A 13,051-nucleotide genomic window follows, 5' to 3' on the forward strand; every position below is an offset into this window, starting at 1 on the left:
CCTTGGGCGGCGGTGGTTTGACTCGGGCTCCCGCGTGCGGCCTTGGGCGGCGGTGGTTTGACTCGGGCTTGCCGCGCGTGCGGCCTGGGGCGGCGGTGGTTTGACTCGGGCTTGCCGCGCGTGCGGCCTGGGGCGGCGGTGGCTTGACTCGGGCTCCGCGCGTGCGGCCTGGGGCGGCGGTGGCTTGACTCGGGCTCCCCGCGTGCGGCCTGGGGCGGCGGTGGCTTGACTCGGGCTCCCCGCGTGCGGCCTCGGGCGGCCGTGGCCTGACCCGGGCCGCGCCTGCCGCCTCGGACGCCGCTGGCGTGACACGGCTCGCCGCACCTGGGCCCTCCGCCCGCGGTTGGGCCTCCCCGCGCCGCCGGCTCCTCTCGGCCACGGGGCTTGGCCGCCCGCGCGGCTGGGTGGCCGCTGACGCCCACCGCCCCGGCGGGGCGCGCGCCCACCTCCGCGGAGCCGCTGCGCTTGCCGGCCGTGGGCCCCGGGGCAGGGCACAAGTGCGTACGGGGCTCGCGTTGCCGGGCAGTGGCGTGCCCCGGTCGGCGCCGTTGTCGCCGTGGGTGCTCTCTTCGCGGGCTCTAGTGTTCCCTTGCCCCCGCCCGGAGGCCGTCCATGACGATGTCCAGGAGGCGGGTCGCTCGCGGGTGCCAGTCGCCGTGGGGGTCGAGTTGCCAGAGGCCCGCGATCGTCAGGTAGAAGTCCTCCGCGGTCACCCCCGGGCGGATGGTGCCGGCCTCCTCGGCGGCCCGCAGCAGGCGTTCGATCGCCTCGGTCACCGGGGTCTTGCCCGGCGTCGCGGGGCTCCCGGGCGCGCTGGTGGCCTGCCGGATCGCGTCCGCCAGGCCGGCTTTGGTCATGGCGAACCGGGCCAGCCGGTCCATCCACTCGCGCAGGGCACGGTCGGGTTCCCGCGTGGCGAGCAGCTGGTCCGCGGTGTCGGCGACCTGCTGCACCTCGTGCCGGTAGATCTCCAGGACCAGCGCCTCACGATTGGGGAAGTTCCGGTAGAACGTGCCCTGCCCGACGCCCGCCTTCTTGGCGATCACGCTCAGCGGGGTGTCCGCCGAGCGGGTCAGCTCGGCCACGGCCACTTCCAGGATGCGCTCACGATTGCGCTGGGCGTCCGAGCGCAAGGGTGCGTCCTTCTCCTGCCCCACTCGTCCTCCTCGTGGGCCGTGGCCGAAACCCGCCCTCTTGCTAACCGGACAGCTGTCCACTACGGTTTTCGGAGTAGCGGACAGCTGTCCGCTTCTGGTCATCGTATCTGCGTGCTCCCGCTCTGTCTCCACGCCCCCGTCTTCGGCCTGTGTCCTCATCCGTCCGCCGTCCGGCAGCCACGCTCAGGGCGTGCCCGGATCCGCGAAGGAAGGCTGTCCATGCCCCTCTCGACGTCCAGCACCGTCACCCTGAACATCAACGGCGAGAAGCACCAGCTGTCCGTCGACCACCGCACCACACTCCTCGACGCCCTGCGCGAGCGCCTGGATCTGACCGGTACCAAGAAGGGCTGCGACCAGGGCCAGTGCGGCGCCTGCACCGTCCTGGTGGACGGCCGCCGGACCGTCTCCTGCCTCCAGCTCGCGGTGGCCGCCGAGGACCGGGAGATCACCACCATCGAGGGCATGGCCCAGGGCGAGCGGCTGCACCCCGTGCAGCAGGCGTTCCTCGACCTGGACGGCCTCCAGTGCGGGTACTGCACACCGGGTCAGATCTGTTCCGCGGTCGCCGTGATCCAGGAGCACGCCGCGGGCTGGCCGAGCGCCGCCACCGACGACGTACGGCCCGAGGCCGGGCCCCCGCCTCTCACCCCCGAGGAGATCCGCGAGCGGATGAGCGGCAACCTCTGCCGCTGCGGCGCCTACGTGTCGATCGTCGAGGCCGTCGCCCGCGCCGCCGCCCGCCCCGACGAAACCCGCGACCGGACCGGCGACGAAACCCAGGACGAGGCCAAGGAGGCTGTGGCATGAGGGAGTTCGGCTACCACCGCGCCGACGACGTCACCGGTGCGGTGGCCCTGCTCGACGCGGACCCCGACGCCCGCTACCTCGGCGGCGGCACCAACCTCGTCGACCTGATGAAGACCGGCGTCGAGCGCCCGGCCCGTCTGGTCGACATCCGCCGGCTCCCGCTGGACCGCATCGAGCCGACCGACGACGGCGGACTGCGCATCGGCGCCACCGTCACCAACAGCGACCTCGCCGCCCACCCCGAGGTCCGCCGCCGCTACCCGGCCCTGACCCAGGCGGTCCTCGCCGGGGCCTCGGGCCAGCTGCGCAACATGGCGACCGTCGGCGGCAATCTCCTCCAGCGCACGCGCTGCGGCTACTTCGCCGACGTGACCAAACCCTGCAACAAGCGGGAACCGGGCAGCGGTTGCCCCGCCGTCGAGGGCGAGCACCGCAATCACGCGATCCTCGGAGCCTCCGAGCACTGCGTCGCCGTCCACCCGTCCGACATGGGCGTGGCGCTGACCGCGTTCGACGCCGTCGTCTCCTACGAGACCGCCGACGGTCCGGGACAGTCGCCGCTGGCCGACTTCTATCTGCCGGTGGGGGACACCCCGCACCGTGAGACGGTGCTGCCGCCGGGCGCGCTGATCACCGGCGTCACACTGCCGCCCGCGCCGGTCGCCGCCGCCTCCCGCTACCGCAAGGTGCGCGAGCGCGCCTCCTATGCCTTCGCGATCGGCTCGATCGCCGCCGCCCTCGACGTCCGGGACGGTGCCGTGCGCGACGTGCGCCTGGCGTTCGGCGCGGTCGCCTCCCGTCCCTGGCGGGCCCGCTCCGCCGAACGCGCGCTCCTCGGCGCCCCGGCCGACGCCGAGCACTTCGCCGCCGCCGCGGACGCCGAACTGGCCGCGGCCCGCCCCTTGCCCGACAACGCCTACAAGGTGACCCTCATGCGCAACCTCGTCGTGGCCGTGCTGACCGAACTCGCCGAGGAGGCCGCCCGATGACCACCACCACACCCCGCCCCACCACGGCGGCCGGCGCGATCGGCACCGCGCACACGCGCGTGGAGGGCCACGACAAGGTGACCGGAGCCGCCCGCTACGCCGCCGAGTTCCCGTTGCCCGGCCTCGCCCACGGCTGGCTGGTCGTCTCCACCGTGGCCCGCGGCCGCATCCGGTCCGTGGACACCGGTCCCGTCCTGGAGATGCCCGGCGTGCTCGCCGTCCTGCACCACGGCAACGCGCCCCGGCTCACCACCGACTACGTCGGCATGCTCGGCGTCCCCGACCCGACCGCCGCCGTCTTCCAGCACGACCGCGTGCCGCACGCGGGCTGGCCGGTCGCGCTGGTCGTCGCCGAGACACCCGAACAGGCCCGGGAGGCCGCCGAGTCGCTCGTCGTGGCGTACGACGAGGAGCCGCACGACACGGCCCTCACCGCCGGCCGGCCGGACGCGTACGCGGTCGACGGGCATATGCCGGGCGTGACGGAGAAGGGCGACCTGGAGGCCGAACTCGCCGCCTCCGCCTTCGTGGTGGACGCCGAGTACACCACCCCCGAAGAACACCACGCGATGATGGAGCCGCACGCGGCGACCGCGCGCTGGGAGGACGGGCGGCTCGACCTCCTCGACTCCAACCAGGGCGCCACCTGGGTCCAGAGCGAACTGGCCAACCTGTTCACGCTCGACCCCGCGGCGGTGCGCGTGCGCTCCGAGCACGTCGGTGGCGGCTTCGGCAGCAAGGGGATCCGCGCCCACCAGGTCGCCGCGGTGATGGCCGCGCGGATTCTGGACCGGCCGGTGCGGGTGGTCCTGACCCGGCGCCAGATGTTCAGCCTCACCGGCCACCGCAGCCCCACCGCCCAGCGGGTCAGGCTCGGAGCCGACGCCGACGGACGGCTGCGCGCCCTGGAGCACCGCTCCCTGAACCGGACGTCGACCGTGTACGAGTTCGTCGAGCCCGCCGCGGGACCCGCCCGCGTGATGTACGACGCCGACGCGCACCGCACGGCCAACGAGGTCGTCCGCCTCGACGTGCCGTCACCGACCTGGATGCGCGCGCCGGGTGAGGCGCCGGGTGCGTTCGCCCTGGAGTCGGCGCTCGACGAACTCGCCGCGAAGGCCGGCCTCGACCCGATCGAGCTGCGGCTGCGCAACGACCCCGAGCGCGGTCCGGTGTCCGGGCTGCCGTTCGCCGGCCGCCATCTCGCCGCCTGCTTCCGTGAGGGCGCCCGCCGGTTCGGCTGGGCCGACCGCGACCCGCGCCCCGGCATCCGGCGTGAGGGCCGCCGGCTGCTCGGCACCGGCACTGCCGCCGCGTCCTTCCCGGCCGGCGCCGGACCCTCCACGGCGACGCTGACCGCGGAGCCCGACGGCACCTTCACCGTGCGGATCGCCGCCGCCGACATCGGCACCGGGGCCCGTACGGCGCTCACGCTGGTCGCCGCCGACGCCCTTCGGGTGGCGCCGGACCGGGTGCGGGTGCGGATCGGCGACAGCGCCTTCGGACCAGCGATGATCGCCGGTGGCTCCACCGGCACCCGGTCCTGGTCGTGGGCGGTCACGGCCGCCGCGGAGGAGCTGCGCGAGCGGCTCTCGCTCGGAGCGGACATCCCGCCGGACGGCATCACCGTGCGCGCGGACACCACCGAGGCGCTCGGCGCCCTCGCCCAGCAGGAGCGGCACTCCTTCGGCGCGCAGTTCGCCGAGGTCGCCGTCGACCCCGCCACCGGCGAGGTGCGCGTGCTGCGCATGCTCGGCATCTTCGCCGCGGGCCGCATCGTCAACCCGCTCACCGCCCGCAGCCAGCTCGTCGGCGGCATGACCTGGGGCATCTCCATGGCTCTGCACGAGGAGGCGGTCCGCGACCGCGCCTTCGGCGGCCTGTACGGCGCGGATCTCGCCGGCTACCACATCGCGTCCCACGCCGACGTCCCCGCTGTCGAGGCGGACTGGGTGGACGACCCGGACCCGGAGGACCCGGTGGGCATCAAGGGCATCGGCGAGATCGGCATCGTGGGAGCGGCGGCGGCCATCGCCAACGCGGTGTGGCACGCGACGGGCGTACGCCACCGGGACCTGCCGATCCGCCCGGACCGGATCCTCGGGGCGGGAGCCCCGGATGCTTGACATCGCCGGTGAGCTCAGCGGCTGGCTGGCCGAGGGCCGGCGGTTCGCGGTGGCCACCGTGATCTCCGTCGGCGGCAGCGCGCCGCGTGGCCCCGGCGCCGCGCTCGCCGTCGACGCGGACGGGACGGCGATCGGCTCGGTCTCCGGAGGCTGTGTCGAGGGGGCGGTGTACGAGCTGTGCACCCGGGCCCTGCTGGACGGCACTCCGGTCGTCGAACGGTTCGGCTACAGCGACGCGGACGCCTTCGCCGTCGGGCTGACCTGCGGTGGGGTCATCGATGTGCTCGTCACCGCGGTCGACGCGGACCCGGCGGTCCGCTCGGCGGTGACGGCTGCCGCGCACGGCGAACCGGCGGCCCTCGCCCGCGTCGTCCGCGGCCCCGCGCACCTCCTCGGACGGGCCCTGCTGACGCGCCCCGACGGCACCCGGCAAGGCAGCCTCGGGGGTTCTGCCGAGCTGGACCGGACGGCGGCGGAGGAGGCCCGCGCCCTGCTGGACGCGGGGCGCACCGGCACCGTCGAAGTCGGGGAGGACGGCTCGCACTGCCCGGGCGGACTCACGCTGCTCGTGGAGTCGAACGTGCCCCCGCCCCGCATGATCGTCTTCGGTGCGGTCGACTTCGCGGCGGCGCTGGTCCGGGCAGGCCGTTTCCTCGGCTACCACGTCACCGTCTGCGACGCGCGCCCGGTGTTCGCCACGCCGGCCCGGTTCCCCGACGCCCACGAGGTCGTCGTCGACTGGCCGCACCGCTACCTGCGGCGCACCGAGACCGACGGCCGCACGGTGCTGTGCGTCCTGACCCACGACGCCAAGTTCGACGTGCCCCTGCTGACGGAGGCGCTGCGGCTGCCGGTGGCCTACGTGGGCGCGATGGGCTCGCGCCGCACCCACACCGACCGCGAACGCCGCCTGCGCGCCGCCGGCCTCGGTGACGCGGAGCTCTCCCGCCTGCGCTCACCGATCGGCCTGGACCTCGGCGCCCGCACACCGGAGGAGACGGCGCTGTCCATCGCCGCGGAGATCATCGCGACCCGACGCGGCGGCACGGGCCGCCCGCTGACCGACTCGGACACGCCGATCCACCGGGCCGAGCCGGACCGGCATCGCGCCGAGCCGGACCGGGATCGGACTGAGCCGGACCGGCATCGCGCCGAGCCGGGTGGACGGCGGCCGGAACCGGACCGGGGCGCCGCGGCCGCCTGAGCACCTCGTACAGCAGCCGGTCCAGCGCCTCGCCGGGCACGGCGACCGCGTTCGCCCGCACCTCGTACGTGCCCGCCGTGCCCGTGGTGAACCGGCGGTGCAGCCCGGCCCCGGTGCCGGTGGCGGACAGGCCGGTGGGGTCGGCGGCACGGTCCAGCGAGCCGATCTGCGTGGCGGCCGTGGAGCTCTCCGCGGCGGTGGGCAGCCGCAGCAGCCGGGTCACCTGCACGTCGGGCAGGTCGCATGACGAAGGGCCGGAGCGCGTGCTCCGGCCCTTCGGGCGTGATCGGCCGTCGCGAGCCGGGGCCCGTGCGACCAGTCCTCGTAGCTCGGCCGGGTGAGCCGGCCGCTCCGGGCGCGGCCGGTGCGGTCCCGGCCCTCGGACGCCGGCCGGTGCGATCAGCCGGCCTCGGGCTCAGCCGCCGCGCTCGGGCATCGGGAGGTCACCGGTGTGCCCGTCCGCCCGAGGCGCGTCAGGCCGCCGTCGGCTCGGCCGCGTGGGTCTGGAGGCGGGTGACGACCTCCGTCAGCTGCTCGGCGACCTCGGTGTCCTCGGCCGGGTGGGTCTCGGCGAAGCGGGTCACGGAGCCCGGGATGGAGAGCTTGATGTCCTCGATCACCTTGCCGCCCGCGATGCCCACGGCCTTGCGGGTCTCGTCCTGCGCCCAGACCCCGCCGTACTGCCCGAAGGCGGTGCCGATCACGGCGACCGGCTTGCCCGTGAGGGCACCGGCGCCGAAGGGACGGGACAGCCAGTCGATGGCGTTCTTCAGGACGGCCGGGATCGTGCCGTTGTACTCGGGCGTGAACAGCAGCAGCGCGTCGGCGCTCGCGGCAGCCTCGCGCAGCTTCACCGCGGCGGCCGGCACCGTGCCCTCGACGTCGATGTCCTCGTTGTAGAAGGGGATCTCGGCGAGCCCCTCGTAGAGGGCGACGTCGGTGCCCTCCGGGGCGAGCTTGACGGCCGCCTCGGCGAGCTGGCGGTTGTGCGAACCGGCGCGGAGGCTGCCGACGAGGGCGAGGATGCGAACGGACATGAGAACTCCTGGGGGGTGAAACAAAGCCTTAACGAAGCGGACCGAGGTCCGCTTCTCTGTTGTAGCACCCTAACCGGACCACGGTCCAGTTTCTTCCCGATGCTTTACGCTGGCTTCATGTCCGCTGTCCCGCCGCCCACCCCGGCCCCTCAGGAGCCGGTGCCGCCGCAGGAGTTGCTCCAGCTCGGCACCGAGGTCGACGAGCCCTGCCTGCGCGCCGACGCCGCACGCAACCGGGCCCGGCTGCTGGAGGCGGCCGCCCGCCTGGTCGCCGAGCGCGGCGCGGACTGCCTGACCATGGAGGCGGTCGCCACGGCCGCCAACGTCGGCAAGGGCACCGTCTTCCGCCGCTTCGGCGACCGCACCGGACTGCTGTCCGCCCTGCTCGACCACTCCGAGAAGAAGTTCCAGGCCGCCTTCCTCAGCGGCCCCCCGCCCCTGGGCCCGGGAGCCCCGCCCGCGGAGCGCCTGCGGGCCTTCGGTCTCGCCATGCTGCGCCGCACGACCGACGAACTCGAACTGCAACTGGCCGCCGAGCCGGCCGCGGACCGCCGTTTCACCGCCCCGCCCCGCCGTGTGCTGCGCCACCACGTGACCCTGCTGCTGCGCGAGGCCGTCCCGGAGGCGGACTGCGAGCTGCTCGCCCACACCCTCATGGCCCCGCTCGACCCCGCCCTGATCCACCACCTGACCCGCCAGTGCGGCATGCCGCTGACCCGGCTGGAGACCGCGTGGGTGGACCTGGTCGACCGGGTGACGGGCGCGAGGCCCTGACCCCGGCCGACAGCGGGCCGTAACCAGCACCCCTGACGCTCAACTCCCCCGGCTGAAGGCGCCGTTCCGGCTTCTGCGAAGATGCGGTACGTCATGGTGCAGATACCGAAACCGCCCGCGCCCCCGTCCCCCGCACCGACGCGCTCCGTGCCCACGAGCGCCGATGTGGCCCGCCTGGCCGGCGTCTCGCGCGCGACCGTCTCCTACGTCCTGAACAACGCCGGTGCCGTCCGGATCAGCGAGCCCACCCGCCGCCGGGTCCGCGAGGCCGCGAGGGAGCTCGGCTACGTGCCGCACGCGGCGGCCCGCAGCCTGCGCGCGGGACACAGCCGTACGGTCCTGATGCCCGCCCCCGCCTTCCCCGTCGGACCCCTCTACAGCCGGTTCATCACCGAACTGCAGGAGGCGCTCAGCCGCCTCGACTACACCGTCGTGCAGTACGGCACCGTCGGCGTGCACGACGACGAGGCCGCCCGCGCCTGGGCCGAGCTGCGGCCCGTGGCCGTACTCGTCCCCGGCTCCGGACTCGGCCCGCGCGGCGTGACCGTCCTGAAGCGCTCCGGCGCCCGCGCCGTGATCACCCTCGGCCCCGAACCCGTCGAGGGCGCACACGCCCTGCTCATGGACCACGAGGTCGTCGGGCACAGCGCAGGCGCCCACCTCTTCGACCGCGGCAGGCGCCGGATCGGTGTCGTCGTCCCCCGCGACCCGGGCCTCGAGGCGTTCTCCGCGCCCCGCCTCGCCGGGGTGCGCGAGGCACTGCACGGCACCGACGCCCGCGTCACCGAGCTGCCCCTCGCCTACGACGAGGAGGCCGCCGCCCGGCTCGCCGCCCGCTGGCGCGGGCTCGGCCTGGACGCCGTGTTCACGTACAACGACGAGTACGCCATGCTGCTGATGCGCGCCCTCCTCGACGAGGGGATCCGCATCCCGGAGGAGACCGCCGTGGTCGGCGCCGACAACCTGATGCTGGGCCGGCTCCTGCGCCCCCGGCTGAGCACCGTCCACCTCGAACTGCCCTCCGGCTGCGAGCTGGCCGAGCTGGTCGACCGCGCGGTCCGCGACCCGGCCGCCGCGCCGGAGGCGCACAAGGTGCTCGGCGCCACGGTGGTGCGACGCGAGTCCAGCTGAGACGGCGCCTCAGGCCGCGACGCAGACACCGGCAGAGGCGTCCGGCCAGGCTTCGTGATCACATGCCTGGACAGGCGGAACGACAGCCGCGGCCGTGCTTCGTGGGGTGCGCCGCGTCCGGGGATCACGCGCCCTGGTTCGGTGCCTGGCCCTGCTGCGCCTCATGCTCGGCGATCTGCTGACGGACCGCGTCCATGTCCAGCTTGCGGGCCTGGCCGATCACGTCCGTCAGCGCCGCCTCGGGGAGGGCACCCGGCTGGGCGAACACGGCGACCTGATCCCGGACGATCATCAGCGTGGGGATCGACTGGATCCCGAAGGCCGCGGCCAGCTCCGGCTGCGCCTCGGTGTCCACCTTGCCGAACACCAGGTCCGGGTTCGCCTCCGCGGCCTTCTCGTAGACCGGCGCGAACTGCCGGCACGGCCCGCACCACTCGGCCCAGAAGTCGATCAGGACGAACTCGTTGTCCGTGACCATCTGGTCGAAGTTCTCCTTGGTGAGCTCCACGGTGCTGCTCATGGCGTGTTCCCTCTTCCTGGTGTCGGGTCGAGCCGTCGGCACAACACGGCCGGCCGGTCACGTATTCCGCGCCCCTACCCATGTGGCCACCACGCACACCACCCACCAGACTGACGCCATGACGGAATCGGAATCGACGCAAACCGCACCCACCTCCTACGACGTCGTGGTGCTCGGGGCCGGACCCGTGGGGGAGAACGTCGCCGACCGCACCCGTGCGGCCGGCCTCACCACCGCCGTGGTCGAGAGCGAGCTCGTGGGCGGCGAATGCTCCTACTGGGCGTGCATGCCCAGCAAGGCCCTGCTGCGCCCGGTCATCGCCCGCGCGGACGCCCGCCGCGTCCCCGGCCTGCGCCAGTCGGTGCAGGGCCCCCTCGACGCGGCCGCGGTGCTGGCCCACCGGGACTACGAGACCTCCGACTGGAACGACGGCGGCCAGGTCCGCTGGCTGGAGAACATCGGCGCCGACCTGTACCGGGGCCACGGACGGATCACCGGCCCGCGCACGGTGACCGTGACCGGCTCCGACGGCAGCCGGCGCGTCCTCACCGCCCGGCACGCCGTCGCGGTCTGCACCGGCAGCCGCGCCCAGCTGCCCGACCTGCCCGGACTCAGTGAGGTCAGGCCGTGGACCAGCCGGGAGGCCACCAGCGCAAAGACTGTGCCCGGCCGGCTCGTCGTGGTCGGCGGCGGCGTGGTCGCCACCGAGATGGCCACCGCCTGGCAGGCGCTCGGTTCGCGGGTCACGGTTCTCGTGCGCGGCAGCGGTCTGCTGTCCCGCATGGAGCCCTTCGCCGGGGAACTGGTCGCCGAGGCCCTCACCGAGGCCGGCGCGGACATCCGCACCGGCACCTCGGTGAAGTCGGTGACCCGGGAGAACGGCACCGTCCTCGTCGTCACCGAAGGCGGCGACGAGATCGAGGCCGACGAGATCCTCTTCGCCACCGGCCGCGCCCCGCGCACCGACGACATCGGCCTGGAGACGGTCGGCCTGAAGCCCGGCGGATGGCTCGGCGTGGACGAGAGCCTCCGGGTCTCCGGCTACGACTGGCTGTACGCCGTCGGTGACGTCAACTACCGCGCCCTGCTCACCCACCAGGGCAAGTACCAGGCCCGGATCGCCGGCGCCGCCATCGCCGCCCGGGCCACCGGCGAGTCCGTGGGCGAGGAGGACTGGGGCGCCCACGCCGCCACCGCGGACCACGCCGGCGTGCCCCAGGTCGTCTTCACCGATCCGGAGGTGGCCGCCATCGGCCTCTCGCTGGCCGAGGCGGAACAGGAGGGTCACCGCGTCCGCGCCGTCGACGTCGACATGTCCACCGTCGCCGGCGCCGGCCTGTACGCCGACGGCTACAAGGGCCGCGCCCGCATGATCGTCGACCTGGAGGACGAGATCCTGCGCGGCGTCACCTTCGTCGGCCCCGGCGTGGGCGAACTCATCCACTCCGCCACCGTCGCGGTCACCGCCCAGGTCCCGGTGTCCCGCCTGTGGCACGCGGTCCCCTCGTACCCGACGATCAGCGAGGTCTGGCTCCGCCTGCTGGAGGCCTACCGCGACAACTGACCTGCCGCACCGCCCCGTTCACCAGGACGCCACCAGCTCCAGATACTCCTCGCTCCACAGATCCTCGTCCGCCTCCGGCAGGAGCAGCACCCGGTCCGGGCGCAGGGCCGCGACGGCCCCCTCGTCGTGCGTCACCATGACGATCGCGCCCGGATACGTGCCCACAGCGGCCAGCACCTCGGCACGGGAGGCCGGGTCGAGGTTGTTCGTGGGCTCGTCAAGCAGCAGCACGTTCGCCCCCGAGTGCACCAGCCCGGCCAGCGCGAGCCGGGTCTTCTCACCCCCGGAGAGCACCCGGACCGGCTTGTCGGCGTCGTCCCCGGCGAACAGGAACGACCCCAGCACCCCGCGCACTTCGCCGTCGCCGAGGTGAGGGGCGACCGACGCGAGTTGCTGACGTACCGTCATATCGTGCTGAAGCGTGTCATGTTCCTGCGCGAAGTAGCCCAGCCGCAGCCCGTGCCCGCGCACCACCCGGCCGCCGTCCGGCCGGTCCCGGTCCGCGAGGATGCGCAACAGGGTCGTCTTCCCCGCCCCGTTGGGCCCCAGCACCACCAGGCGGCTGCCCCGGTCGACGGCCAGATCGACACCGCACAGCACGCGCTGCTCGCCGTACGCCTTGCTGAGGCTGACGGCACCGAGCGGGATCCGTCCGCAGGGCGCCGGCTCGGGCAGCCGGATCCGCGCCGTGCGCTCGCCGCGCCGCGCCGGTTCCAGGTCGGCGAGCAGACGGTCGGCGCGGCGGGCCATGTTCCGCGCGGCCACCGCGGTCGACACCCGGGCCCGCATCCGGTCCGCCTGCGCGTGCAGCGACGCCGCCTTGCGCTCGGCGTTCGCCCGCTCACGCCTCCGGCGCCGCTCGTCCGCCTCGCGCCGGGCCAGATAGGTGTCCCAGCCGGTGTTGTGGACATCCAGCGCGGCCCGCTGCGGGTCGAGGTGGAAGACCCGGTTGACGGTGTCGGCGAGCAGGGAGGTGTCGTGGCTGATCAGCACCAGTCCGCCCTGGTGGGCCGTCAGGAAACCGCGCAGCCAGCCGATCGCGTCCGCGTCCAGGTGGTTCGTCGGCTCGTCCAGCAACAGGGTGTCGTGGCCCGCGAACAGGATCCGGGCCAGCTCCACCCGCCGGCGCTGACCACCGGAGAGCGCGGCGAGCGGCCGGTCCGTCAACGCGGCCGGCAGCCCGAGACCGGCGGCGACCCGGGCGGCCTCGGCCTCCGCCGCGTACCCTCCGCGAGCCTGGAAGTCGGCCTCCGCGCGCACATACGCGTTCATCGACCGCTCGGTGCCGTCCGCCATCGCCTCCTCGGCGCGGCGCAGCGCCCGCACGGCACGGTCCAGGCCGCGGGCGGACAGGATGCGGTCGGCGACGGTGACCGACTGGTCCCCGGCGCGGGAGTCCTGCGGAAGGTGGCCGACGCCGCCGACGCGGGTGACCGTCCCGGCCGCGGGCCGCAGCACACCGGCCAGGATGTTCAACAGGGTGGTCTTACCGGCGCCGTTGCGCCCCACCAGGCCGACGCGGTCGCCGGGGGAGACGTGGCAGGAGATGCCGGACAGCAGCAGACGCGCGCCGACGCGCACGTCGGCATCACGAACGGTGATCATGAGAAGACGCTCCGAACAAGCAAGAGGACACACGGGTGGCGTGGAAGCGGGTCCTCGGCTAAGAGATTCGGGGCGTAGACATGCGGTCACGGTAACGGGGGCGGCGGGCCGGCCGCAGCTGAATTTCCGCGCCC

At 74.3% G+C, this 13,051-nt stretch carries 11 protein-coding genes and 1 pseudogene; 7 read left to right on the forward strand and 5 right to left on the reverse strand.

The features are described 5' to 3' along the window. Positions 1 to 578 precede the first annotated feature (578 nt). On the reverse strand, positions 579 to 1,157 hold the full coding sequence (locus AB0412_RS06215) for a TetR/AcrR family transcriptional regulator (protein WP_366401294.1): 579 nt from the start codon (positions 1,155 to 1,157) through the stop codon (positions 579 to 581). A 219-nt stretch (positions 1,158 to 1,376) separates the two neighbouring features. Here AB0412_RS06215 and AB0412_RS06220 point away from each other — a divergent pair, with 219 nt between their 5' ends. The 4 genes from AB0412_RS06220 to AB0412_RS06235 are packed head-to-tail and all read left to right on the forward strand — an operon-like array spanning position 1,377 to position 6,286. Next, positions 1,377 to 1,967 (forward strand): 2Fe-2S iron-sulfur cluster-binding protein, encoded by a 591-nt coding sequence (locus AB0412_RS06220; RefSeq protein ID WP_366401295.1) that lies wholly within the window; start codon positions 1,377 to 1,379, stop codon positions 1,965 to 1,967. Further along, positions 1,964 to 2,956, forward strand: a complete 993-nt coding sequence (locus AB0412_RS06225) for a xanthine dehydrogenase family protein subunit M (RefSeq protein ID WP_366401296.1) — start codon at positions 1,964 to 1,966, stop codon at positions 2,954 to 2,956. The genes AB0412_RS06220 and AB0412_RS06225 overlap by 4 nt, the downstream gene beginning before the upstream one ends. Then, the gene (locus tag AB0412_RS06230) at positions 2,953 to 5,082 is read left to right on the forward strand and encodes a xanthine dehydrogenase family protein molybdopterin-binding subunit (RefSeq protein WP_366401297.1); all 2,130 of its coding nucleotides are present in this window, start codon (positions 2,953 to 2,955) and stop codon (positions 5,080 to 5,082) included. The genes AB0412_RS06225 and AB0412_RS06230 overlap by 4 nt, the downstream gene beginning before the upstream one ends. Continuing rightward, positions 5,075 to 6,286, forward strand: coding sequence for an XdhC/CoxI family protein (locus tag AB0412_RS06235; RefSeq protein WP_366401298.1), 1,212 nt, complete (start codon positions 5,075 to 5,077; stop codon positions 6,284 to 6,286). Before AB0412_RS06230 ends, AB0412_RS06235 begins: the two co-directional genes overlap by 8 nt. A gap of 1 nt (position 6,287) precedes the next feature. On the opposite strand, the pseudogene AB0412_RS06240 reads toward AB0412_RS06235, so the two are convergent. Further along, positions 6,288 to 6,545 (reverse strand): annotated as a pseudogene (locus AB0412_RS06240) (hypothetical protein); the annotation flags it as partial. Positions 6,546 to 6,759: 214 nt separating this feature from the next. Next, positions 6,760 to 7,323, reverse strand: coding sequence for an NADPH-dependent FMN reductase (locus AB0412_RS06245; RefSeq protein WP_366401299.1), 564 nt, complete (start codon positions 7,321 to 7,323; stop codon positions 6,760 to 6,762). A 117-nt stretch (positions 7,324 to 7,440) separates the two neighbouring features. Here AB0412_RS06245 and AB0412_RS06250 point away from each other — a divergent pair, with 117 nt between their 5' ends. Together AB0412_RS06250 and AB0412_RS06255 are read left to right on the forward strand one after the other, a co-directional pair. Continuing rightward, positions 7,441 to 8,097 (forward strand): helix-turn-helix domain-containing protein, encoded by a 657-nt coding sequence (locus AB0412_RS06250; RefSeq protein WP_366401300.1) that lies wholly within the window; start codon positions 7,441 to 7,443, stop codon positions 8,095 to 8,097. Positions 8,098 to 8,190: 93 nt separating this feature from the next. Continuing rightward, positions 8,191 to 9,228, forward strand: coding sequence for a LacI family DNA-binding transcriptional regulator (locus tag AB0412_RS06255; RefSeq protein WP_366401301.1), 1,038 nt, complete (start codon positions 8,191 to 8,193; stop codon positions 9,226 to 9,228). A 124-nt stretch (positions 9,229 to 9,352) separates the two neighbouring features. Here AB0412_RS06255 and trxA read toward each other — a convergent pair whose 3' ends face one another. Continuing rightward, positions 9,353 to 9,748: a thioredoxin gene (trxA, locus tag AB0412_RS06260; RefSeq protein ID WP_366401302.1), complete on the reverse strand. Its 396-nt coding sequence runs from the start codon at positions 9,746 to 9,748 to the stop codon at positions 9,353 to 9,355. 118 nt (positions 9,749 to 9,866) lie between these two features. Here trxA and AB0412_RS06265 point away from each other — a divergent pair, with 118 nt between their 5' ends. Then, positions 9,867 to 11,312 (forward strand): NAD(P)/FAD-dependent oxidoreductase, encoded by a 1,446-nt coding sequence (locus tag AB0412_RS06265; protein WP_366401303.1) that lies wholly within the window; start codon positions 9,867 to 9,869, stop codon positions 11,310 to 11,312. An 18-nt stretch (positions 11,313 to 11,330) separates the two neighbouring features. Here the strand turns inward: AB0412_RS06265 and AB0412_RS06270 are convergent, their stop codons facing one another. Further along, on the reverse strand, positions 11,331 to 12,917 hold the full coding sequence (locus tag AB0412_RS06270; protein ID WP_366401304.1) for an ABC-F family ATP-binding cassette domain-containing protein: 1,587 nt from the start codon (positions 12,915 to 12,917) through the stop codon (positions 11,331 to 11,333). Positions 12,918 to 13,051: the final 134 nt, after the last annotated feature.

Origin of the sequence: Streptomyces sp. NPDC052012, assembly GCF_040689265.1 — a bacterium.
In the GTDB taxonomy this organism is placed as follows: domain Bacteria; phylum Actinomycetota; class Actinomycetes; order Streptomycetales; family Streptomycetaceae; genus Streptomyces.